The organism is Micromonospora sp. NPDC049523, from assembly GCF_040676775.1.
Classification (GTDB): domain Bacteria; phylum Actinomycetota; class Actinomycetes; order Mycobacteriales; family Micromonosporaceae; genus Micromonospora_G.
Window position 1 is genome coordinate 200,712 of sequence record NZ_JBFAPP010000008.1, and the last position, 23,217, is coordinate 223,928.

General features: G+C 70.0%; 19 protein-coding genes and 1 pseudogene. 10 read left to right on the forward strand and 10 right to left on the reverse strand.

From position 1 onward, the window contains the following. Window positions 1-70: 70 nt before the first annotated feature. The 5 genes and pseudogenes from AB0J90_RS14895 to dnaA all read right to left on the reverse strand — a co-directional run. Window positions 71-616 (reverse strand): annotated as a pseudogene (locus tag AB0J90_RS14895) (DciA family protein); the annotation flags it as partial. Between the two features lie 124 nt (window positions 617-740). After that, entirely contained in the window at window positions 741-1,874 is a 1,134-nt protein-coding gene (gene recF, locus AB0J90_RS14900) for a DNA replication/repair protein RecF (RefSeq protein ID WP_363595990.1), read from the reverse strand. Window positions 1,875-1,880: 6 nt separating this feature from the next. After that, window positions 1,881-2,753, reverse strand: coding sequence for a phosphogluconate dehydrogenase (NAD(+)-dependent, decarboxylating) (gene gnd / locus AB0J90_RS14905; RefSeq protein WP_326561866.1), 873 nt, complete (start codon window positions 2,751-2,753; stop codon window positions 1,881-1,883). Between the two features lie 40 nt (window positions 2,754-2,793). Further along, window positions 2,794-3,927, reverse strand: a complete 1,134-nt coding sequence (gene dnaN / locus AB0J90_RS14910) for a DNA polymerase III subunit beta (protein ID WP_363595992.1) — start codon at window positions 3,925-3,927, stop codon at window positions 2,794-2,796. Between the two features lie 1,038 nt (window positions 3,928-4,965). Then, on the reverse strand, window positions 4,966-6,858 hold the full coding sequence (gene dnaA / locus AB0J90_RS14915; protein ID WP_363595994.1) for a chromosomal replication initiator protein DnaA: 1,893 nt from the start codon (window positions 6,856-6,858) through the stop codon (window positions 4,966-4,968). A 659-nt stretch (window positions 6,859-7,517) separates the two neighbouring features. Here dnaA and rpmH point away from each other — a divergent pair. The 9 genes from rpmH to AB0J90_RS14960 all read left to right on the forward strand — a co-directional run bounded on the left by rpmH (window position 7,518) and on the right by AB0J90_RS14960 (window position 16,763). Continuing rightward, on the forward strand, window positions 7,518-7,655 hold the full coding sequence (gene rpmH, locus AB0J90_RS14920; protein WP_091249168.1) for a 50S ribosomal protein L34: 138 nt from the start codon (window positions 7,518-7,520) through the stop codon (window positions 7,653-7,655). A 35-nt stretch (window positions 7,656-7,690) separates the two neighbouring features. Then, window positions 7,691-8,119 carry a ribonuclease P protein component gene (gene rnpA / locus AB0J90_RS14925; RefSeq protein ID WP_363595996.1) on the forward strand — a complete coding sequence of 143 codons (429 nt, stop codon included), beginning with the start codon at window positions 7,691-7,693 and terminating at the stop codon, window positions 8,117-8,119. Further along, window positions 8,116-8,409 carry a membrane protein insertion efficiency factor YidD gene (gene yidD / locus AB0J90_RS14930; protein ID WP_363595998.1) on the forward strand — a complete coding sequence of 98 codons (294 nt, stop codon included), beginning with the start codon at window positions 8,116-8,118 and terminating at the stop codon, window positions 8,407-8,409. The genes rnpA and yidD overlap by 4 nt, the downstream gene beginning before the upstream one ends. Continuing rightward, window positions 8,406-9,437: a membrane protein insertase YidC gene (yidC, locus tag AB0J90_RS14935; RefSeq protein WP_363596000.1), complete on the forward strand. Its 1,032-nt coding sequence runs from the start codon at window positions 8,406-8,408 to the stop codon at window positions 9,435-9,437. Before yidD ends, yidC begins: the two co-directional genes overlap by 4 nt. A 242-nt stretch (window positions 9,438-9,679) precedes the next feature. Continuing rightward, a complete protein-coding gene (locus tag AB0J90_RS14940; protein ID WP_363596263.1) occupies window positions 9,680-10,288 on the forward strand; it encodes a R3H domain-containing nucleic acid-binding protein in 609 nt (202 codons plus the stop codon). Window positions 10,289-10,295: 7 nt separating this feature from the next. Continuing rightward, window positions 10,296-11,207, forward strand: a complete 912-nt coding sequence (gene rsmG, locus AB0J90_RS14945; protein WP_363596002.1) for a 16S rRNA (guanine(527)-N(7))-methyltransferase RsmG — start codon at window positions 10,296-10,298, stop codon at window positions 11,205-11,207. An 879-nt stretch (window positions 11,208-12,086) separates the two neighbouring features. Then, window positions 12,087-13,121: a ParA family protein gene (locus AB0J90_RS14950; RefSeq protein WP_363596265.1), complete on the forward strand. Its 1,035-nt coding sequence runs from the start codon at window positions 12,087-12,089 to the stop codon at window positions 13,119-13,121. 27 nt (window positions 13,122-13,148) lie between these two features. Further along, window positions 13,149-14,183: a ParB/RepB/Spo0J family partition protein gene (locus tag AB0J90_RS14955; protein ID WP_363596004.1), complete on the forward strand. Its 1,035-nt coding sequence runs from the start codon at window positions 13,149-13,151 to the stop codon at window positions 14,181-14,183. A 1,665-nt stretch (window positions 14,184-15,848) separates the two neighbouring features. Continuing rightward, entirely contained in the window at window positions 15,849-16,763 is a 915-nt protein-coding gene (locus tag AB0J90_RS14960; protein ID WP_363596006.1) for a hypothetical protein, read from the forward strand. Window positions 16,764-17,012: 249 nt separating this feature from the next. Here AB0J90_RS14960 and AB0J90_RS14965 read toward each other — a convergent pair whose 3' ends face one another. Next, the gene (locus tag AB0J90_RS14965; protein ID WP_363596267.1) at window positions 17,013-17,954 is read right to left on the reverse strand and encodes a D-alanine--D-alanine ligase; all 942 of its coding nucleotides are present in this window, start codon (window positions 17,952-17,954) and stop codon (window positions 17,013-17,015) included. Window positions 17,955-18,036: 82 nt separating this feature from the next. Beyond that, window positions 18,037-19,353, reverse strand: coding sequence for a PLP-dependent aminotransferase family protein (locus AB0J90_RS14970; RefSeq protein ID WP_363596008.1), 1,317 nt, complete (start codon window positions 19,351-19,353; stop codon window positions 18,037-18,039). 326 nt (window positions 19,354-19,679) lie between these two features. On the opposite strand from AB0J90_RS14970, the gene AB0J90_RS14975 reads away from it, so the two are divergent. Then, window positions 19,680-20,345 (forward strand): GNAT family N-acetyltransferase, encoded by a 666-nt coding sequence (locus AB0J90_RS14975; protein WP_326561856.1) that lies wholly within the window; start codon window positions 19,680-19,682, stop codon window positions 20,343-20,345. A 15-nt stretch (window positions 20,346-20,360) separates the two neighbouring features. Here AB0J90_RS14975 and AB0J90_RS14980 read toward each other — a convergent pair whose 3' ends face one another. The 3 genes from AB0J90_RS14980 to trxB all read right to left on the reverse strand — a co-directional run bounded on the left by AB0J90_RS14980 (window position 20,361) and on the right by trxB (window position 23,123). Continuing rightward, the gene (locus AB0J90_RS14980) at window positions 20,361-21,524 is read right to left on the reverse strand and encodes an N-acetylmuramoyl-L-alanine amidase (RefSeq protein ID WP_363596010.1); all 1,164 of its coding nucleotides are present in this window, start codon (window positions 21,522-21,524) and stop codon (window positions 20,361-20,363) included. 284 nt (window positions 21,525-21,808) lie between these two features. Next, on the reverse strand, window positions 21,809-22,132 hold the full coding sequence (trxA, locus tag AB0J90_RS14985; protein ID WP_363596012.1) for a thioredoxin: 324 nt from the start codon (window positions 22,130-22,132) through the stop codon (window positions 21,809-21,811). Window positions 22,133-22,169: 37 nt separating this feature from the next. Beyond that, window positions 22,170-23,123, reverse strand: coding sequence for a thioredoxin-disulfide reductase (trxB, locus tag AB0J90_RS14990; RefSeq protein ID WP_363596014.1), 954 nt, complete (start codon window positions 23,121-23,123; stop codon window positions 22,170-22,172). Between the last annotated feature and the right edge of the window lie 94 nt (window positions 23,124-23,217).

The window sequence follows — 23,217 nt, forward strand, 5'->3', positions numbered from 1 at the left end:
GTCGTGTCGACGCCACCGGCTCCGGTCACCGTCGGTCGGGCGGCCGCCCGGCGGCGTGGCGTGGCGGCGGTCAGCCGTATGTGTCCCGTGGGCCACGCCCCCGTACCCGTCGTGGCCCACGCGACCACGACGGTGCTGTCGGCCCGTGGATATGCAGCTTCCGAACCACGTTATGGCCGACCTCGCCGGCGATCCGCTTCAACAGCGAGCCGGCCAGCAGCCGTAGCTGGGTCGCCCACGCGGTCGACTCAGCCTCCACCGTCAGCTCGCCGTCCTCCAGCTTGATCGGGCGACTGTGCTTGGCCACGTCCGGGCCGACCACCTTCTCCCACGCCCCGAAAACCGTCGCCTCCGCGGTGGGCTGCTGCCAGCCACGCGCCTTGACCAGGCGGGCGAGCACCGTACCGAGCAGTTGCGGATCGCGCGGATCCGGTCCGGGGCCCGAGTAACCCCGTAGCCGCCGCCGGGGTTGGCCGTCGCGGCCCAGACCCCGGTCGTCGCCGGTCACCCCGTCGGCGTCCGCGCCGGTCCGGCGCCGCTGCGGCGCCCGGTTCGTCTCCCGACGCGCCCGCGCCGCATCCAGTACGGCCCGAGCCAGCTCCGGCCCGCTCTGCTCCGCTGTCGTACCGGCCCCCGTCGGCGGATCGGACGCGGATCCGGTCGCCGGTGCCTTGGGCGGTGTCGACCTCGTGCTCTGCTTCGCCTTCGAAGCCGGCTTCCGGCTCGGGTCCGGGTTCGCTTCAGTGGGCACGGCGGACCGTCCCGTCCGTCACCGCGTACCGGGATCCGCGCAGCAGGCGCGGCACGTCGTCATCGACCGCGCAGGTGACCAGGAGCTGACTGGCCCCGCCGACGAGTTCGGCCAGCCGCTCGCGTCGGCCGGCGTCCAGTTCGGCGAACACGTCGTCGAGCGCGAGCACCGGCTCGATGCCGTCCGCCCGCAACAGGTCGTACGCGGCCAGCCGCAGCGCCAACGCGTACGACCAGGACTCGCCGTGGCTGGCGTACCCCTTGGCCGGCATCGGCCCCAGGGTGAGGGCGAGTTCGTCCCGGTGTGGGCCGACCAGCGTGACGCCGCGCTCGACCTCGCTCGGGCGGGACTCGGCCAACGCGGCAGCCAACGCCGCCTCGAGCGTCGCCCGGTCCGGCACCGGGTCGGTCAGCTCGATCGACGGTCGGTACGCGATCCCGGCCGCACCACGACCGGCAGCCACCGCGTCGTACGCCTTGGTGACGTGCGGCGCCAGGGTGGCGACAAGGTCGAGCCGACCCGCGAGCAGTTCCGCGCCGTGCCGGGCGAGTTGGGCGTCCCAGACGTCGAGGGTGGAGAGGTCGCCACCCCGCGAACCGCCGGTCTTGCGGGCCAGGTACGACGTCCGCAGCAACGCGTTGCGCTGCTTGACCACCCGCTCGTAGTCGGCCCGGACCCCGGCGTAGCGCGGCTGCCGGGTGACCAGCAGGTCGTCCAGGTAGCGGCGCCGCTCCGCCGGGTCGCCCCGGATCAGCTCCAGGTCCTCCGGGGCGAAGAGCACCAGGCGCAGCGCGCCGAGTACGTCGCGGGCCCGCCGGACCGGTGAACGACCCAGCCGGGCCCGGTTCGCCTTGCCGGGGACGATCTCCAGTTCGACCAGCAGTTCCCGGCCGTCGTGCACGATCGCGCACCGCAGCACCGCGGCGCTCGCGCCGACCCGTACCAGCGGGGCGTCCGTGGCGACCCGGTGACTGGACAGGGTCGCCACGTAGCCGAGTGCCTCGACGAGATTCGTCTTGCCTACCCCGTTGGGGCCGACGAAGACGTTCCCGCCCGGCTCGAGGTCCAGCTCGACCCGCTCGTACGAGCGGAAGTCGACCAGTTCGAGCCGGCGGACGTACACCGGGCGCTAGTTCTTGTGGATGGCGTGGCCGCCGAACTGGTTGCGCAGCGCGGCCACCGCCTTGATCGCGGGCGAGTCGTCCTGGCGGGACACGAACCGGGCGAAGAGCGATGCGGCGATCACGTTCATCGGCACCGCCAGGCGGATCGCCTCCTCGACGGTCCACCGGCCCTCGCCGGTGTCCTCGGCGTAGCCGCGCAGGTTGGCCAGCTCCGGGTCCTCGTCGAGAGCCCGGTCGAGCAGGTCGAGCAGCCAGGAGCGGACCACCGTGCCCTCGCGCCACGACTTGATCACGCCGGGCACGTTGGTCACCAGTTCGGAGGCGGACATCAGCTCGTAGCCCTCGGCGTACGCGTGCATCAGGCCGTACTCGATGCCGTTGTGCACCATCTTGGCGTAGTGCCCGGCACCGACCGGGCCGGCGTGCACGAAACCGAACTCGCCGGCCGGCTTGAGCGCCTCGAAGATCGGCATCAGCCGGTCGACGTGCTCCTGGGAGCCGCCGACCATCAGGCCGTACCCGTTCTGCCGGCCCCACACGCCGCCGGAGACGCCGACGTCGACGTAGCCGATGCCGAACCGGTCCAGCTTCTCTGCCCGCGGGGCGTCGTCGCTGAAGCGGGAGTTGCCGCCGTCGATCACGATGTCACCCGACGCCAGCACCCCGGAGAGCTCGTCGATGGTCGCCTCGGTCACCGCGGCCGGGACCATCACCCAGACCACCCGGGGGGCGGCCAGCTTCTCGACCAGCTCGGCGAGACCGGCAACGTCGGTGACCCCGGGGTCACGGTCGAAACCGACCACCTCGTGTCCGGCGGCGCGCAACCGTTCGCGCATGTTGCCGCCCATCCGACCGAGACCTACCAGGCCGATTTGCATTTCCGTGTCCCCTTATGAGTTACGTTCTACCGATTCGGGGTCAGCGGGTGACCCTAATCGGCATGATCAAATAGCGATAGCCGGGGATTACTTCCCCGTCTTCCCCGGAGGGGGAGATCACCGCGGGCTTGAAGGCGTCGACGAACGAGAAGACCGCCGTCGCGGCGCCCAGATTCTGTAGCCCGTCGATCAGGTAGCCGGGATTGAAGCCGATGGTCAACGGCTCACCGGTGAAGGTGGCCTCCATCGCCTCGCTCGCCCGCGCGTCCTCGGTGCCGCCAGCCTCGACCACCAGGCCGTCCGAGCTGAAGCTCAGCAGCACCGGGGTGGTCCGCTCGGCGACCAGCGAGACGCGCTTGACGACCTCGATCAGCCCGCTGACCGCGACCCGTGCCTCGGCGTTGTGGCTGCTCGGGAAGAGCGACCGGACCGGCGGGTAGTTGGCGCCGTCCAGCAACCGGCTGGTGGTACGCCGGGTGCCACCGGCGAAACCGATCATTCCCTCGCCGGCCGCGCCCTGGGCCAGGGCCATGACCACCTGGCCGCCGGTCGGACCGAGCGTCTTCGCGGTGTCGTGCAGGGTCTTGGCCGGCACCAGCGCGTTCAGGCTGATCTCCGGGTCGTCCGGCTGCCACTGCATCTCGCGCAGCGCGAGCCGGTAACGGTCGGTCGCGAGCATCGCCAGCGTGCTGCCGTTCAGCTCGATCCGTACGCCGGTCATCATTGGCAGCGTCTCGTCGCGCCCGGCGGCGATCGCCACCTGGCTGACCGCCGAGGCGAACGCGGCGGCGTCGATGGTGCCGGCGCTGGCGGGCATCTCGGGCAGCGTGGGGTAGTCCTCGACCGGCATGGTCGGCAGGGTGAACCGGGCGCTGCCGCAGACCAGTTCCAGGTGCGAGCCGACCGCGGCGATGTCCACCGGCTTGGCCGGCAGCGCCTTGGTGATTTCGGCGAGCAGTCGGCCGGAGACGAGTGCCGCGCCGTCCGCGTCGGCCTGTACGTCCACCGTCACCTGGCTCGAGACCTCGTAGTCGAAGCCGGACACGTGCAGGCTGCCCTCGGCGACCCGCAGCATCACACCGGCGAGCACCGGAACCGATGGCCGGTTCGGCAGACTCTTGGCCGTCCAGGCCACGGCGTCGGCGAGCGCGTCGCGCTCCACTCGGAACTTCATGCCATTGCCTCCGCGTCGACGTCAGCGACCACTGTCTCATGCCGGGTGCTGCCTGCCCGCCCGGCCAACCGTGCGGATCCCCATCGCACCTTAGGCCGCGATGTCATCGGCTGTGCGCCCGACCCCGGTGGTTCGGTACTCGGTGCAGGGCTCTGGTCGGGTCGATCAGCTGAATCCACAGAATGCCCAACGGTGATGATTGGTTTTTGTTGTCTTAGAGATAAAACTCATCGTCTTCATCGGTGTTGTGCAAACTGTGGATGAGCGGCGTTTGGCCTGGCCAGAGGATTATCCACCGGTGGGTTCGCTGGGGAAAACCTGGGGTAAAACCCGGCTCGCGATCCACAGCCCGGCGGCGGCCGGCAGTTGTCCACGGTTGTCCACCGGTTGTCCACCGGTTCTCCACCGGGTTTCTCCCCAAGCCTGGGGACAGCCGAATCCCCATCGATCATCGTTGTCCCCAGAACCTTCAACAGCCGGTCCACAGCCCGCGGGCGTCCGTGGATAACTCGACTACGGAGCGTGTCTGTCCACAGCGGTTTCCCCAGAAGTTGTCCACAGGTTGTGGATAGCAGGGAAGATCGGCACTACCGGTTGTCCACCGTCGGTGGATAACAAGGTGTGGACAACTTCCGCCCATCCACCGCCGATCGCCGCCCACAGGTCGGTCGAGGCGCCCATCCGCCGTTGCCGGTGCCCTCCGACCCTCGGCACGGCGCCCGATCCGGGCCGAGATGCGCCGTGGGAAAGCCCCGCGCCCGCCGCCGGATCTCGTCCGATCGTCGGCCGACCTCACCCGACCGGACGATCCGACCGACCCCGGTACGGGCGCGCGCCACCGGCCGAGTTTCGGGGGGCGCCACGAGCACTCGGACAATCGGGTACGGGCGGAGCACCCGCCACGGACACCGCAGCGGCAGAGCGGGTGGGGACGCGTACGCGGGCTAGCGCCGACGTACCCGTTGGTTATCTGCGGGGTCGGTCACGGCGCGGGAAGGTCGGCACCCGTTGCGGGTCCGGCCGACGGCGCGACCCGCTTCAGGTGTTCTGCTTGATCCGGTTCGTCAGCTCGGCGATCTGGTTGTAGAGCGAACGCCGCTCGGCCATCTGCTGACGGATCTTGCGGTCGGCGTGCATCACCGTGGTGTGGTCCCGGCCGCCGAACGCCTGACCGATCCGGGGCAGCGACAGCTCGGTCAGTTCGCGGCACAGGTACATGGCCACCTGGCGAGCGTTGACCAGCACCCTGGACCGGGACTGGCCGCGCAGGTCCTCCAGGCTCACCCCGAAGTAGTCGGCGGTGGAGACCATGATCTGGTCGGCGTTGATCTCCGGGCCGGAGCCGTCCGGGATGAAGTCGCGCAGGACCTCCTCGGCCAGCGACAGCTCGACCGTCGCCCGGGTAAGGCTGGCGAACGCGGTAACCCGGATCAGGGCGCCCTCCAACTCCCGGATCGAGTTCGACACCCGCGACGCGATGAACTCCAGTACGTCCGGTGGGGCGTACATGCGCTCCTGGGCGGCCTTCTTCTGGAGGATCGCGATCCGCGTCTCCAGGTCCGGCGGCTGGATGTCGGCCAACAGCCCCCACTCGAACCGGGTACGCATCCGGTCTTCCAACGTCGCCAGGTCCCGGGGCGAGCGGTCGGAGCTGATCACGATCTGCTTGTTCGCGTTGTGCAAGGTGTTGAAGGTGTGGAAGAACTCCTCCTGGGTCCGCTCGCGGTTCTCCAGGAACTGGATGTCGTCGATCAGGAGGATGTCGACGTCGCGGTAGCGGCGCTGGAACGCACTGGTCTTGTCGTCGCGCAGCGAGTTGATGAAGTCGTTGGTGAACTCTTCGGTGGAGACGTACCGCACCGAGCGGGCGTTGCCCAGCGTCGTGGCGTAGTGCCCGATGGCGTGCAACAGGTGGGTCTTGCCCAGCCCGGAGCTGCCGTAGATGAAGAGCGGGTTGTACGCCTTGGCCGGCGACTCGGCGACCGCAACCGAGGCGGCGTGGGCGAACCGGTTGGACGAGCCGATGACGAAGGTCTCGAACATGTACTTCGGGTTCAGCCGGTTACCCCCGCTGCTCCCGCTGTCCATGCCGCCGCCCAACCGGCGGTCGTCACGGCCCGGGGTCCGGTGGTCCATCGGGGAACCGCCGCGGCCGGGGCCGCTGTCCGTGCCGTTGTCGCGAGCCAGACCGCGCGGCCCCGGATCGCCGTGCCCGCCGATCGAGTCGTCCCGGTAGCGATGCTCCACCTGCCGGGGGTCGAGGCCGTGCGGGCCCCGCTCGACGCCACGGTCGTCCAGGTTGCGCCGCTCCTGCAGTGGTGCCGGCGGCCGGCCCTGGTCGGTGTAGGAGCCGTCCGGGTAGCCCGGCTCGGGGTACTGCTGCTCGGGGGGATAACCGGTGTGGTCCGGGTAGCCGGGGCCGAAGAGGGTGTCCTGTCCGCCGTCGCGGCTGTTCGGGATCATCCCCATCCGGGGCGGTTCGACCGGGGCGGCGGGGTACTGGGCGGAGCCGGTCGGTACCCGGTCGACGGGGCCGGTGGGCGCGGTGTCCCGTGGCAGCTCCGGCGGTGGTCCGTAGGCACCGGGGCCGGGGGCCGGGGCGTATCCGCTCGGGGCGGGATTCGGGGTGCCGCTGCCGTACAACGTGCCGGTCGGTCGTCCCTGGCCGTCTTCCGGCGGTCGTACCGTGACCGCGACCTGGATGGCCCGACCGAGATGCCGGGAGAGCGCGTCGGTGATCGCGGGCCGGAGCCGGGACTCGATGACGTCGCGGGTGAACGCGTCCGGGACCGACAGCAGTGCGGTGTCCTCGACGATGGCCCGCAGGCGGGTGAGGCGGAGGTACGCGCGCTGTTGCGCCGAGATAATTTCGTCGGCAAGATCATCGGTTGCGGCCAGCCACACCGCGGCAAGGTCGATCGTGTCGGCCACCGTCGCGCCACCCCCATCGCCTCTGCGTTCCCGGCCGCCGCTGCTGTCTTGCCAGTCGACCGTTCCGGGCCTGCTACCGCTCTCGAACAGGCACGACCTGGCATGCCCTGCGGTTGACCGACCGTCGTCCACAAGTTATCCACAACCTGTGTATCGACTGATTGTGGCTTCCCGCAGGACCTGTGTCCTACCTGCCCCCGGCTGAATCAGCGCTGACGCGGGTTCACCTGTCGAACGATCGACTAGCTTGTCCAGTTTTGCACGGCGGCGGCACCGACCCCCCTGACGCTCACCGGCAAACGGGCACGCTAACAGCGTTCTCCACAACGCTTCAACCGTCGGACCGGTGCGGGTGGGCGGAACATCGGCGAAAACTACCGCTTACGGCCTGGCCGTCCGATCCTGACCGATTTTTTGGCACGCCCTCCGTGGTGTTTGACGGTCATTGCGCCCGTGCGTAGGCTTTAGCGGCTGCTCTCTCGCCCTCTGCTAGGGTGATGGGTGCTTGCTGTCCGCGGTCGCCACCCCGCGCCTCGCCGGTCCGTGCACCACCGGGCAGCATCGACCGTAGGCCACCCCGTTTCGGTGGTCGACGGGCGGACCACCATCCGACCCCGTAGTCGACCGACCGGGGCTCGTACGAAGACGGAGAGCCTGACGTGAGCAAGCGCACCTACCAGCCGAACAACCGCCGGCGCGCGAAGACCCACGGCTTCCGGCTGCGCATGCGTACCCGCGCCGGCCGTGCCATCCTTTCGACCCGTCGCGCCAAGGGCCGTGACCGCCTGTCGGCCTGAGGGCCGATCGGCCCGGCCCCGGGGATGTAGACGTCGTGCTGGCGGCCGCGCAGCGACTGCGGCGTAGCGGCGACTTCGCCGTTGCGGTCCGCGGCGGACGGCGTGCCGGCAGAGGCGCCGTCGTGGTCCACCTCGACCTGCCGTCCGCTTCGCCGACCGTCGGGCCCGATACAGCAACGCCAGAGCCGGTGCGTCCGGCCGGCGCGGAGCAGAACTCCGTGCCGGCCCGCGCCGGTTTTGTCGTCTCCAAGGCCGTCGGCGGGGCGGTGGTCCGCAACAGCGTCCGTCGTCGGTTGCGGCACCTGGTGCGGGAGCGGTTGACCGACCTGCCGGCCGGCACGACCCTCGTCGTACGGGCGCTGCCCGGCGCCGCCGACCTGACGTACGACCGGCTCGCAGGCGACCTGGACGCGGCGCTCGCCGCAGCCCGGCGGCCCCGCCGCTCGGGGCGGCGACCCGAATGAGCGGGGTGACCGGGAGGTCCCGAGCCACCACACTCGGTGCCCGTGTGCTGGCAGGAGCCATCGTCGCGTACCGTCGTTGGATAAGCCCGGCGCTGCCGGCCCGCTGTCGGTTCTACCCGTCGTGCAGCGCGTACGCCCTTGAGGCGGTGACGCGGCACGGTGCCCTCCGGGGATCCGGCCTCGCGGTCTGGCGGCTGTCGCGCTGCCACCCTTTCCACCCTGGTGGATATGACCCGGTGCCGGAGCCGGGCGGCCGCCGACATGCCGATGTGACTGGAGCCCCGAATTGAGTCTCGACTGGATCTACTGGGGGATCTCGTGGATCCTGCTGATCTGGCACTCCGCGTGGGACGCGATAGGGGTACCGGCAACAGCGGCCCTCGGTACGAACTGGGCCTGGATCCTCTCGATCATCTTCCTGGTGATCACCGTCCGGGTGATCCTCTTCCCGGTCTTCGTCAAGCAGATCAAGTCGCAGCGGGCGATGCAAGCACTCGCGCCGCAGATCAAGGCCCTGCAGGAGAAGCACAAGGGTGACCGGGAGACGCTCCAGAAGGAAACGATGGAGCTGTACCGGAAGGAGAAGGCCAACCCCCTGATGGGTTGCCTTCCGATGTTCCTGCAGATCCCGGTCTTCCTCGGCCTCTTCCACGTACTCCGCCGGCTCAGCCCGGACAACCCCCAGCCGACGATCTACGGCTGGAGCCTGGACCAGTTCACCAGCGCGTCCAACGCGAAGCTCTTCACGGCCCCGATCTCCGGCCGGTTCGGCTCGACCAGCGAGCAGCTGAGCGAGCTGGGCGCCAACCCGACCACCGTGAAGGTCATGGCGGGTGTCCTGGTCCTCATCATGATGGCGACCACCTACCTGACCAGCCGTCAGATGATCCTGAAGACCGGCTGGGCCCAGGACCCGCAGCAGCGCATGATCCAGCGGTTGATGCTCTACGGCATCCCGGCCTCGCTGCTCATCTCCGGCTCGATCTTCCCGATCGGCGTGATCATCTACTGGGTGACCAACAACCTCTTCACCCTCGGCCAGCAGCAGTGGGTGCTGCGGAAGTACCCGCCGCCGCCCACCGCCAGCCTGCCCGGCCTGCCCGGCTCCGGCTCGCGTACCGCGGGGACCGGCAACCGTCAGGGGACCGGCAGCAAGGCGGCACCGGCGGCCAAGCCGAGCGGTCTCTTCGGCCGTACCAAGGCCAACGGCGCCCAGCCGGCGCCCAAGCCCACCGTCGACACCAAGGCGCTGGCTCCGAAGCCGGGCGCCAAGCCGGTCAACCCCAAGAAGGGTCGCCCGGCCAAGCGTCAGGGCTGAGCCATCGGGCTGCCGGCGGTACCCACCCCGCCGGCAGCCCACAGGAATCCGGAGTCCAGGCAGCCGCCAGCGCGCCCGGCGCCGGACACCCGGATTCCTCCGCGCGCCGTCGCGGTAGCGGGCGAAATCGCCCGAGAAGACGTGCCCGTGGCACTCGGCGACCTCCCGCCGGGCCCGGGAATCAGCGGACCGTACGGGTCCGGCCGAGCGAGTACGGAGATGAGACCGTGACCGACACCAGCATTCCGCGCGCCGAGCAGCAGACCCTCGAAGAAGAGACGGACCCGATCACGGTCGAGACCGAGGCCGAGGACGACACCGACGAGGAAGCCGCCGAGGGCGGTACCGAGGTGCGCGCAGAGGCGGCGGCCGCCAAGCCCGCGACCACCGACGCCGACCTGTTCCGGCAGAGCGAGATCGCCGCGGACTATGTCGAAGGCCTGCTGGACATCCTCGACTACGACGGTGACATCGACGAGCTGGTGTCGGCCGGCCGGCCGGTCGTCGAGGTGGTGGGGGGTCGGCTGCAACCGCTGGTCGGTCAGCGCGGCGCCACGCTGGAGGCCCTCCAGGAGCTGACCCGGCTCGCGGTCTTCCGCCAGACCGGTACGCCGAGCCGACTGCTGCTCGATGTCGGCGGTTACCGCGCGACCCGGCGCAAGGAACTCGCCGCGGTGGCGAAGAACGCGGTGGAGAAGGTCAAGGAACACGGCGAGCCGGTACGCCTCGAGCCGATGTCCGCGTTCGAGCGCAAGTGCGTACACGACGTGGTGAACGCGATCAGCGGTGTCGAGAGTGAGTCGGAGGGCGTCGAGCCCAGCCGTCGTATCGTCGTCCGTCCGGTTGCCTGACCGGGTGATGACGTACGACCCTGCGGCTCACGCCGCCGCCGGCCCGGGTGGTGACACACCGCCCGGGCCGTCTTCGTCTGCCGGGTCGGACGGGGTGGAACGTGCCGGGCATCCCGCCGCTTCGGACCCTTCCGGGGCACCGAACACGGCCGAACCCGATCCCACCGACGTGTCGCTGCCGGACGACCTGGTCGACGCCGCCCGTACGCTCTTCGGCGACCGGCTCGACCTGGCGACCGCGTACGCGCAACTGCTGGCGACCGACGGGGTGCTCCGCGGCCTCATCGGCCCACGCGAGGCACCCCGGATCTGGGCCCGACACCTGCTGAACTGTGCGGCTGTCGCCGAACTCATCCCCACCGGGTCCTCTGTGCTGGACGTCGGTTCCGGGGCCGGGCTGCCCGGCATCGTGCTCGCGATCGCACGTCCGGACCTGTCGGTCGTACTCGTCGAACCGCTGGCACGACGGACCTCCTTCCTGACCGAGGCGGTGACCGCCCTCGGCCTGGACTCCTCGGTGGCGGTGCTCCGTACGCGTGCGGAGGAACTGGCCGGCGGCGGACCCGTCGGGCTGCCGGTGCCGGCCGACATCGTCACCGCCCGCGCGGTGGCCCCGCTCGACCGGCTCGCGGGCTGGTGCCTTCCGCTGACCACCCTGGGCGGCCGGGTACTCGCGCTGAAGGGTTCCTCGGCCGCCGAAGAGGTCGCCGAGTACGGCAAGGCCGTTGCCCGGCTCGGTGGCGCGGCACCCGAGGTCCGGCACTGCGGTGCGGGGTTGATCGACCCGCCGACGACCGTGGTGGAGATCGTGCGCGAGCGTCTGGTCGGTCCAGCGCTGCGTGATGCGCTGGCCAAGCGCCGGGCGGCAGCCCGGGCCGAATCGGGCCGGCGCGGTGGCGGCCGAGCCCGAGGCCGCTGACTTTCGTTTCTTCGTGTCCGGTCGAGCCCGGCTCTGGTCCTTTTCGACCCAGGGTCGGGCTCGACCGTTTTTCCGCGGACCGTGGGACTGACTGCGACCGGCGGGCCGGCAGTCCGGGGAGTAGCGGTTGGCGGCGCAGCGGGTGGCGTTGGCGCGGGCGGCGAGCGATGCCCCGGACCGCAATGCTCGGCGGTGGACGCGCGGCCTCCCGAACATGGTCGGCGAACGCGCGGTTGGTTGCCCGCACTGTCGTCGTTCTGCTTGGCCACCTCGTTCGGAGAGGTGTTTCTGGCGACCTCGGCGGTGGACCTTGTTGCCAGCCATGGTCTACCCGGCCCATCGGCCGTAGGCTGGCCGCGCGTCGATAGTGTGGACCGGGCGGCGGCCGGCGGCCCTGTGGGCCCCTGCCGTTTCTCGCCGGGCCGTAGGCTACAACCCGAAAGCGCGAAGTTCGTGGGCGCTGGCGGTGCCGACCCGTCCGAAGCTGGCAGGGATGACACGGTGCATGACAACGGTAGGTATGACGATCAAGGGATAACCGAAGCCCGGCGCTATCAATCCGATGGCCCTGATGTTTCACGTGAAACCGAGTACGAGGGCTGGTCGGCCGGAAGTCGAGCCCGGTCATCGCACGGGTCCGACCCGGCGACGAGCCCAGTAGAGGAATACGGCCCCACGCAACCCCGGCTCGACCGAGCGACCGTTCGCTTCGAGACCGGAACCGCGGCGGCAGAAGCATCGGTGTCGGGGCGGCTGATGGCGCAGCGGCAGCGGCCGGACGAGCCGATGGCGGAGCGGGGCGGAGCGCCGCAACAAGGGTCCGCCACACCGGAGCAACCCGTACCGGCGTCGGCCGGTTCGTCGTACCAGTCGTCGGGAGTGGGTGGTCCCGTGGTGCAGTCCAATGCCGGCGTGCCGGTTCAGTCGGAGCCGACAGAGGTCGGGCCGCCAGACACGCCCGCACCCGGCACCGGACCCTTCCCGGAAGATCCGGGTAGGGACGCGTACGTTTCACGTGAAACTTCGTCTCGGGAAGAGGATGATCCCCCGTTGGCTATGGAGGCAATGCGCGCCGTGCAAATCCTGAACCCGAGTGGCGAGGTGAGCATGCCCCGCCCCACCCGGACGCGGATCATGTGTGTCGCGAACCAGAAGGGCGGCGTCGGCAAGACCACAACCACGGTCAACCTGGCGGTCGCGCTCGCGCTGCACGGTAACCGGGTGCTGGTGGTGGACCTCGACCCACAGGGCAATGCCTCGACCGGCCTCAACGTGCCGCACCACGCCGGTATCCCGGACGTCTACGACTGCCTGATCGAGAACGTGCCCCTTGCGGAGGTGGCCCAGGCGGTCGAGGGCATCCCGAACCTCTGGTGCGTACCGGCGACGATCGACCTTGCCGGCGCCGAGATCGAGCTGGTCTCCGTGGTGGCCCGTGAGTCACGGCTGGGACGGGCCATCAACGCCTACCCCGGTCAGTTCGACTACGTGTTCATCGACTGCCCGCCCTCGCTCGGCCTGCTGACGGTCAACGCCCTGGTTGCCGCCCAGGAGGTGCTGATCCCCATCCAGTGCGAGTACTACGCGCTGGAAGGGCTCAACCAGCTGATCAACAACATCAACCTGGTGAAGCAGCACCTGAACCCCACGCTCGACGTCTCGACCATCCTGCTCACCATGTACGACCGGCGTACCCGGCTGGCGGATGCCGTGGAGCAGGACGTTCGCAACCACTTCGGCGACAAGGTCCTCCAGGCGGTCATCCCGCGCAACGTTCGGGTGTCGGAGGCTCCTAGTTACGGTCAGTCGGTGATGACCTACGATCCCGGTTCGCGGGGCGCGACGAGTTATTTCGAGGCGGCTCAGGAGATTGCGGAGCGGGGGGTCAAAGACCCCGTCGGCCGGAATGCCTAGGTCGGTTGATTCGGTGGGAGGCGTGGGATGAAGAACCGTCCGCGGGGCGGGCTCGGTCGGGGTCTTGGGGCGTTGATCCCCACTGCCCCGCTACCGGCGTCCGGGGTGGCGACGGCCGAGGGCGACCCGAGCCGGATCGAGGCCAGCGACCACATCTCCGACGACAGCGATTTCGCCGACGCTCCCGAGCCGTTCACGCCGGAACCGGCAAACGGCTCGGGACCCGAGTTGGCGCCCGTACCGGGGGCGCACTTCGCGGAGATCCCGGTCGGTTCGATCGTGCCCAACCCGAAGCAGCCTCGGCAGGTTTTCGACGAGGAGGCGCTGGAGGAGCTCAAGACCTCGATCCAGGAGGTCGGCTTCCTCCAGCCGATCGTCGTACGGCGCCTCGACGGCGAGCAGTACGAGCTCGTCATGGGCGAGCGGCGGTGGCGTGCGGCGCAAGCGGTCGGGCGCGAGGTCATCCCGGCGATCGTCAGGGACACCCGTGACGACGCGATGCTGCGGGACGCGTTGCTGGAGAACATCCACCGCGCGAACCTGAACCCGCTGGAAGAGGCGGCCGCGTACCAGCAGTTGCTGGAGGAGTTCGGGGCCACCCATGAGGAACTCGCCCGGCGCATCGGCCGTAGTCGGCCGCAGATCTCCAACACGATCCGGCTGCTGAACCTCCCGGCGCAGGTGCAGCGGCGGGTTGCCGCGGGCGTACTGTCCGCCGGTCACGCACGCGCTCTCCTGGGCCTCGACGAGGCGGACGCACAGGAGGCACTCGCGCTCCGGGTGGTCGCCGAAGGGCTCTCGGTGCGTACGACCGAGGAGCTCGTGCAGTTGGCGATCTCCGAGGGGGCGGCGACGAAGAGCACGCCCGCGACCCGACGGGCCAAGCCGCACGCCCCGGCACTGACCGATCTCGCCGACCGGCTGTCCGATCGCTTCGACACCCGGGTCAAGGTGGACATCGGCCGGAGCAAGGGCAAAATCACGATCGAGTTCGCCTCGGTCGACGATCTGGAGCGCATCGTGGGCATCATCGGCATGGAGGAGCAGGACGCTCCCGACTGACCGATCCGTAGCCCAGTCCGATGGCCGCGCCCGCCGATCCCGGCGGTGTCGCGGCCATCGCTGTTCTCCGGGGTACGCCGTCCGCTACCGCACCGCCCCTCGCCCAGTCTCTGAAAGCAGTCGTCCGGCCGGCTGTGGACGCGCTGACTCGGGTGGTGGTGTCGGCGTTCCATGCGCTGGATCCGCTCCCGCTGCCCTGCTCCTGCTGCACTCTGCTCCCGTTGCACCCGGCCCCCGGCCCCCGGACCCCGCCCCCCCCGGCCCCCGGACCCCGCCCCCCGGCGCTCGGCCCCGGCCCTCGGCCCTCGGTCGCTTCTGTTCCCACAGCGGGCGCGTTCCACGCCGGCCTGTTTCACGTGAAACCGTGCGGGGAGTGGGCCGATCCGACGGGTGCCCGGTCCTTCGCCGTCGACCGTCGCGACACCGGGCGTGGTCCACGCCGCTCTCCGAAGAACAGCTGGACAACGTGTCACCGATCTGGCCGTGGAACTTCGTCGCCAGGAACACGTCGTCGCGGCGGTGCCGGTGACCGAACCGCCGGGCAGAACGAGCGCGGCAGTTCGGCCAGTCGTAGGCCGTCGGCGGCGCGGGCGGAGAAGCTCCCGTATCCGGCCCCGGAAATCCATTGCCGGGCTCATCGCAGTCGGTCTGTCGGCCCGCCGTGGCCGCCGATGTCAGGGCGATGTGGATCCACCGAAGGAGGCGTCACACCAACCCGCAGCCGATCGTGTCCCGGTAGCACGCCCGATCTCGCCGCGCTCGCGAGTTGTTGTCGGAGTACCGCTCGTCTTGTCCTGTGGTCGGGGTGGCAGCGCCCTCGGTGGCAGCGATGAGCGCCCCATGACGCGCAGGCTCCCGCTGTCCTGCCGCCATTGGCCGCGCGGGATGCCGTTGTAGGGGCAGCACGAGTGGGCGGGCTGACCCCTCGGCTCAAAGAGCGGGAGCGCCCGCCAGCCGTGGCGGTATTCGTTCTCCGTGGCATGGGCCGTCGCTGCGATGGAAGGCGAGGCATGACGGGTGATAGGAGTGGGGCCACTCGCAACGAGGCAACGGCGGCGTACGTCTTCCCCTGCGCCGGTCATCCGTGACGCATGGGCAGAGTCTCGACCCCTGACGTCAGGGCCACCGGTCGAGTTCGCGGCGGCATGGCACCGGGCGACAGGTCGGCGAACATGACCACCACCCGCTGATCGGGTTCGGCCTGGTCTCGCTGACCGCCACCCACCGAACTACAGCAGGACGTCGACCAGGGACGTGGTACGCGAGCTCTCCGGAGGGCGAAACGCGCCGCGATCGCGGCCCCGGCGACGGACGGAACCGGGTGCCGGAGCGGCCGCACGTGCCGAGCGAACGCGCGCCCGAAGTAATCCACAGGGTTTGTCCACAGCCTGCCCCCGTTTCACGTGAAACCGCGCGTAAACCGGGGTGTGGCCCTGTGGATGACGGACCGAAAATCGGGCTCTCGGACGGCTGATGGTGGGGGTCGCCGGTCCTGATCGACGACTTCGACCCAGCTCTCGCCCCTGTTTCGGGGTGCCGTTGCCGAGCTGTGCGGGCCGAACCGACGTACACCGGAGCAGGGCCGGTGGTCAGCCCGGTTTGCGTACCGCGCGCGGGCCGAGATGGGGAGGGACAGTCGTCTGTAACTCGGTTAGGGTCAGCGTCGTGCCCCACACCCCTCTTTCCGTACCAGACTTCGCCAAGTGGCCCTCGTTCCCCTTCGAAGGCGACCTCCGCGTCAAGCACCTCGACGACCCGGTCGACGTCGAGCCGGCTCGCAAGGGCGAAGGTTCGGCCGAATGCCTCTCCTGCAACGCCCCGGATGACGCGTACATCTGGATCAGTGAGCGTTGGCGGGTACGCGCCATGGACCGCCCGACCGGTCTGCCGATGGTGCTCATTCTCGAATCCCGGTCGCATCTCGACCTGGGCGACCTACCCAACCTGCTCGCGGCCGAGCTCGGTGTGATGACCGTGCGCCTGGAGCGAGCCATCCGATCCCTCGACGGCGTCGCCCGGGTCCACGTCAACCGGTGGGGCGACGGCTCGGCTCACCTGCACATGTGGTTCCTGGCGAGGCCGTACGGCCGGCTGCAGCTACGAGGTACCTTCCTGTCGCTGTGGGATGCCATCCTGCCGGCGATCCCGGAGTCGACCTGGCGGGAGAACCTTGCCCACGTAGCGGCCTGGTTGGCCGAGTTCGGCGGGCGACCGCTGGCGGCGCCACCACGGATTCAATGGCAGGCGCCGTCGAATCTGACCCAGCAGGCGGCAGCCAGCCTGGGATTGGAAGACGTCGAACTGGAGCCGGCAAGCTCAAGCGACGACGTCGAGGGCGATGCCCCGACCGGCACCGCACCGGATGGAGCTACCCCGGACAACGCTCCGGCGGACCGATCGGTGACGGACGGATCCCTGGTCGCGTACGCCGAGGCGCCACCGGAACAGGCCGACGGGACCGAGCAGGCTGACGGGACCGAACAGCACACCAAGACTGAACAGAACGGTAAGACCGAGCAAGCCGGCGACCCCGAACAGCAGGACCGGACCGAACGGCCGGTTGATCGGTCCGCCGGGTGACCGGCCGTACGCGAGACCTTGGAGATCGGGTCGGCCACCGGGCATCCGGTGCCGCCCGATCACCAGGACGAGCAGGGGAACCCGTGGACAGGACAGCGCATTAGCAGGGACAGCACGGGTGCGGGAGCCACGGACGCGAGAGCACAGATGCTGGACAGCGCGGACGCAGGACCAGGGAAAGACAGCGCGGAACAGACAGGAACGGGCGTACCGAAGCTGGCGGTAGAGGTTGGTGCGGCAGTCCGGCGCCTAGCGCCGTCGGCCGACCGCGCGGGCGACGAGCGAGCCGAGTAGCTTGCCGAAATCGAGTCCGGCCGCCTGCACCGCCAGCGGCAGCAGCGAGGTTTCGGTCATCCCCGGCGAGACGTTGACTTCCAGCACGTGCGGACGTCCAGCCTCGTCCACGATGAGGTCGACCCGGGAGAGGTCACGCAACCCGAGCGCCGTGTGCGCCGCCAGGGCCGTGTCGGCGACCTCGGCGGCCACCACGGGTGCCAGTCGGGCCGGTGCGTGCCAGGTGGTCAGACCGGCCGTGTAGCGGGCCGCGTAGTCGTAGACGCCGTTGCGGGGCACGATCTCGACGGCAGGCAGAGCGCGCGGGCCGTCGCCCAGGTCGACGATCGAAACCGCCACGTCCATCCCGGGCACGTACCGCTCGACCAGCGCGGTCGAGTCGTACGCGAAACAGCCGACCATCGCGGCCGGTAGCGCCGCGGCGTCCCGGACCACGGCGGCGCCCAGGCCCGATCCGCCCTGCGCCGGCTTGACCATCAGTGGCAGTCCCAGCCGGTCGGCGATCCGGTCCAGCACCGCGACCGCGCCGAGTTCGGAGAACCGGTCGTGCGGCAGCGCCACCCAGTCCGGCGTCGGGATGCCCGCCTCGCGCAGCACAGCCTTGGCGGAGGGCTTGTCCCAGGCGAGCCGGGACGAGCGGGCGTCACAGCCGACGTACGGGACGTCGCAGAGGTCGAGCACGCCGCGCAGCGAACCGTCCTCGCCGGTCGCACCGTGCAGTGCGATCACCACCGCGTCCGGCGGATCGACCTGCAACGCGGGCAGCAGTGCCACGTCGGCGTCGCGGAGTTCCACCTCCACCCCGATGGTGCGCAACGCGTCCAGCACCCGGCGCCCCGAGCGCAACGACACATCGCGTTCGTAGGACAAGCCGCCGGCCAGCACCAGTACGCGCATGTCGGTGATGGCGTGCGCGGTGGGGAACAGTGGTTCGTTCGTGGGGGGACCGGAGTCGGCAGGCGGCGTACTCATGCCGAGATCATGCCAAGTCGGGACCCGGAGCGTCCGCGCCGGCCTGCCCACGGCGGCCGTTCAGCGGTCGGCTGACCGTGCCGAACACCTGCCGCATCGCCATCTCCTGCTCCATCACGCTGGCCAGCCGGCGGACACCCTCGCGGATCCGCTCCGGTGGCGGGAAGGAGAAGTTGAGTCGCATGTGACCGGTGCCGGTCCCGTCGGCGTAGAAGCCGGTGCCCGGCACGTACGCGACCCGGGCGGCGATCGCCCTCGGCATCATCGCCTTCGAGTCCAGGCCGTCGGGGAGCGTCGCCCAGACGAACAGCCCGCCGCCCGGTTCGGTCCACGTGGTGCCCGCCGGCATCAGGTCCCCGAGCGCGTCGAGCATCGCGTCCCGGCGCTCCCGGTAGACCTCGCGGTACGTCTTGAGCTGTTCCCGCCAGGGCATGGTGCTCAGGTAGCTGGTGACCGCCGACTGGGCGAACGCGCTCGGGCAGAGGATCTGCGCCTCGCTGGCGATCACCAGCTTGTCGCGTACGGCGTGCGGGGCGAGGATCCAGCCCACCCGCAGGCCCGGCGCGAAGGTCTTGGAGAAGGTGCTGAGGTAGAAGACGCCGTCGCGTCGTCGGGCCCGCAGCGGTGCCGGCGCGTCCCCGTCGAAGCCGAGCTGGCCGTACGGGTCGTCCTCGACGACCAGTAGACCGGCGCGCTCGCAGATGTCGAGCACCCGCTCCCGCCGCTCGTCGGTGAGGGTCACGCCGGTGGGGTTCTGGAACGTCGGAATGGTGTACAGGAACTTCGCCCGCCGGCCGGTCCGGGCCACGTCGGCGATGGCCAGTTCCAGCGCCTCCGGGATCAGCCCGTCATCGTCCATCGGCACGTGCACGACCTGGGCCTGGGCGGACTGGAAGACGCCGAGCGCGCCGACGTAGGTGGGGCCTTCGGCGAGCACCACGTCCCCGGGGTCGAGGAAGAGCCTGGCGACCAGGTCGAGGGCCTGCTGGCCGCCGACGGTGACCACCACGTCCTCCGGTGACGCGCCGCAGCCGACGTCGATGCCGGAGAGCGCCATCACCTCGCAGATGCGTTCACGCAGGTCGAGCATGCCCTGGCCGATGCCGTACTGGAGGGTGGTGGTGCCCTGTTCGGCGCCGAGCCGGCCGAGCATCTCACCGACCGCGTCGAGCGGCAGGGCGGCGATGTACGGGGCACCGCCAGCGAGCGACACCACCTCGGGTCGGCTCGCGACGGCGAAGAGCGCTCGGATTTCCGATGCCGTCATGCCCCGCACCCGGCGGGCATAGCGGTCGGTATAGTCGTCGAGCGTCGTGCCGGTCATGGCCTCTCCCTCGCTGCGCTCGGTCATGACAGCACTGATCGTCGGTCATGACATCCCTGATCGCAGGGTGCCGAGCAACCCTAGGCCACACGGCACCGTTAATTCGATCGTAATCCGCGGCCGAGCGTTACGGCCGTACAGCCGACCCGTGGTCCACATCCCGGACACCGGTCGGCGGCCCGACCCGCGATCCGGGTCGTACTGCTCAGCCCGACCTCTCCCATGCCGCGAAGTTACGGCGTACGATCGCTCGTTGGGGGCAAGGCGCGGCTGTGGCGATTTTTCGCGGTCTTTAGGCCTCCGACCGGATTTTTGGGGATACGGCGATGTCGCGACGTCTGGTCAGTCTCACCCTCGATACGCTCGAAGATCTGCCGCGCCCGTGCCGGCAGTGCGTCTACTGGGAGCTCGATCCGGTGGCCGCCGACCGGGCCTGCGCGGCGGGTGATCCGGGCCTGGAGAAGGAAGCCTGGGTCTCCCAGACCCTGCTGGAGTGGGGCTCCTGCGGCAAGCTCGTCTACGTCGACGGGATGCCGGCCGGCTTCGCCATGTACGCGCCACCGGCGTACGTGCCGCGGTCGATGGCGTTTCCCACCTCGCCGGTCTCCGCAGACGCCGCGTTGCTGACCACTGCGCACGTCGTGGCCGCCTTCGCCGGTGGTGGGCTCGGCCGGATGCTGGTCCAGGGTGTTGCCCGTGACCTGACCAAACGCGGTATCAAGGCGATCGAGGCGTTCGGGGACGCGAAGTTCGGCGAAGCCGGTGACGAGGCCGGGAGCTGTGTCGCCCCGGCCGACTACTTCCTTTCGGTGGGCTTCAAGACGGTACGCCAGCACCACCGTTACCCGCGGCTGCGGCTGGAGCTACGTACCGCGCTCTCCTGGAAATCCGACGTCGAGTACGCGTTGGAGAAGCTGCTCGGCTCGATGAGCCCGGAGAGCCTGCTCCGGCCGGTCCGCCCGGCCACCCGTACCACCACCACGGCGGGCTGAGACAGCGCCGGAGCCTTACTTGAGCGCTCCGGCGGCCACCGCCGCGCGCAGCTCGCTCACGTCGATCGAGCCCGTCGGTACGTCCTGCTCCACCGGGAAGTACATCCGCTGTACGGCGGCGACCATCGCCTCGACCACGTGGTCCCGGAAGCCGGGGTTGGTCAGCCGGGCCAGGTCCACGGGCGAGGTGAGGTAACCGACCTCGACTCGTACGGCCGGCATCCGGGTGAGCCGGAGCAGTTCCCAGGTCTTCGCGTGCACCTGGCAGTTGCGCATGCCGGTCCGGGCCACGATCTCCCGCTGGACCAGGCCGGCGAGCCGTTCCCCGACGGTCGAGGTGACGCCGTTGTCGGTGCCGTAATGGTAGGTGGCCACCCCGTCCGCCTCGGGGTTGGCGTGGCCGTCGACGTGCAGCGAGATGAACAGGTCGCCGCCGAGTTCGTTCGCGAGTTCCGCGCGGGCCAGGTCGGGCAGTGCGGCGCTCGGCATCGGGCCCCGGGTGAGGTGCACTCGCATACCGGCGGCGACCAGCCGCCCGCGCAGTCGGTTGGCGAGGTCGTAGGCGATTTCCGCCTCGGTCCAGCGCAGCGCGCCGTCGGCTACGACAAAGCCCTGGTCGGAGCCGCCGTGGCCGGGGTCGATGACGATGACCTTGCCCATCAGGTTGGGGCCGGACTGCTGGATCGCGTCGGATTCGCGGAGCAGTTGCGGTCGCCCACCGACCACCTTGCGGCCGAGCCGGCGCAGCGCGTGCATGGTGTGCGGTCCGCAGGTGCCGTCCGGTGAGAGTCCGACCTCCCGCTGGAATTGTGCGACCGCGCGGGCGGTCTGTGCGCCGTAGATGCTGTCCGCCCGGCCCACGTCGTAGCCCATCTCGAGCAGCCGCTCCTGCAACGTGCGTACGTCCTCGCCGGTGAGCGGTTCGGGAATCGCGTGGTACAGGGTGCGGGCGCCGAGTCGCCAGCGGGCGGCGTCGAGCGCGCGCCACGTCTCGGCGCCCACCTGGCCGTCGACGCTCAGCCCACGGCTCTGCTGGAAGGCGCGTACGGCGTGCTCGATGTCCGGCCCGAACTCGTCGGTCTCGGCCGACGCGTCGGGGGTGAGCAGTTCGATGCCGAGGAGGACGCCTCTGATCTCGGTGACCGCGGGACCTCGGTCACCACGTCGGACCGGACGCACAAACGACCTCCCTCTGCGGGTGCTGTGTTCGGTCGGCCTGCCGGCGGGGGCGAGTCGGGCTGATCGTCCGGCGGTGTCCTGTTCGCCGGCTGCCGTCTGCTCCTGAGAACGCTTCCGGAGCGTACCGTGGCCCGGTGCCCAGCGCCCTGGGATGACCGGATGCCGACGACATCGGCGTTCACACCGCCGCGGGGCAGGTCTGTCGGGCACGGGTCTGCGGGGCAACGGAACGCGCCCGCCGCCGTGGTCCGGTGACGGGCGCGAACGAGTACGTGTTTTCTGCCCTAGAGCGCGGCCTCGATCAGCTTGACCAGGTCGCTCTTGGGACGGGCGCCGGCCACCGACTGCACCGGCTGGCCACCCTTGAAGATGGTGAGGGTCGGTACCGACATCACCCGGTAGGCCATGGCGGTCTCGGGGTTCTCGTCGATGTTGAGCTTCACGATGGTGACCTTGTCGCCCATCTCGCGGGCGATCTCCTCCAGCAACGGGGAGACCTTCCGGCACGGTCCGCACCACTCGGCCCAGAAGTCGACGAGCACCGGCTTCTCCGACTGGAGCACGTCACTGACGAAATTCTTGTCGGTGACCGCCTTGGTTGTTCCCATGAAAAGACCCTCCTCCGGGCGTGCGCTTTCGGTTGTCTCAGACTTCCAACGTGGCGAGGAAGCGTTCGGCGTCCAGCGCCGCGGCGCAGCCGGTGCCGGCGGCGGTGATCGCCTGGCGGTAGGTGTGGTCGACCAGGTCGCCGGCGGCGAAGACGCCCGGCACGTTGGTCGTGGTGCCCGGCGCGTTCACCCGTACGTAGCCGTTCTCGTCCATGTCGACCTGGCCCTGGAAGAGCTGGCTACGAGGGTCGTGACCGATCGCCACGAACACACCCGCGACGTCGAGCACCTTGGTCTCGCCGGTGTGTACGTTGCGCAGCCGTACCCCGGTGACCTTGCCGTCGGCGCCGAGGACCTCCTCGACCTGGCTGTTCCACTCCACCTGGATCTTCTCGTTGCTCAGCGCCCGCTCGGCCATGATCTTGCTGGCCCGGAAGCTGTCCCGCCGGTGCACGATCGTCACCTTGGCCGCGAACTTGGTGAGGAAGCTGGCCTCCTCCATCGCGGAGTCGCCGCCGCCGACCACCACGATCTCCTGGCCCCGGAAGAAGAAGCCGTCACAGGTGGCACACGACGACACGCCGTGGCCGAGGTATTCCTGCTCGCCGGGTACGCCGAGGGGACGCCAGGCGGAGCCGGTGGTGAGGATGACCGCCTTGGCCCGGTACGCGGTCTCGCCGACGTACACGGTGCTGACCGCGCCGGAACCCGGCTCGCCGGTGTCGTTCAGCTCGACCCGGCTGACGTCGTCGGTGAGGAACTCGGCGCCGAACCGCTCGGCCTGCTTACGCATCGAGTCCATCAGCTCCGGCCCGAGGATCCCGTCCGGGAAGCCGGGGAAGTTCTCGACCTCCGTGGTGGTCATCAGGGCGCCACCCGACTGCACACCCTCGATGATCAGCGGTTTGAGGTTGGCCCGGGCGGCGTACACGGCGGCCGTGTATCCGGCCGGCCCCGAGCCGATGATGATGAGGTTGCGGACCTCGTCCACTGCCGTCTCCCGAGAGTCTGTGTGTCGCCAACCGGCGTGGTCCATCGATGCCGGCCAGCGGCCGGCCGATGATCCGACGACCGGCAACTGTTGA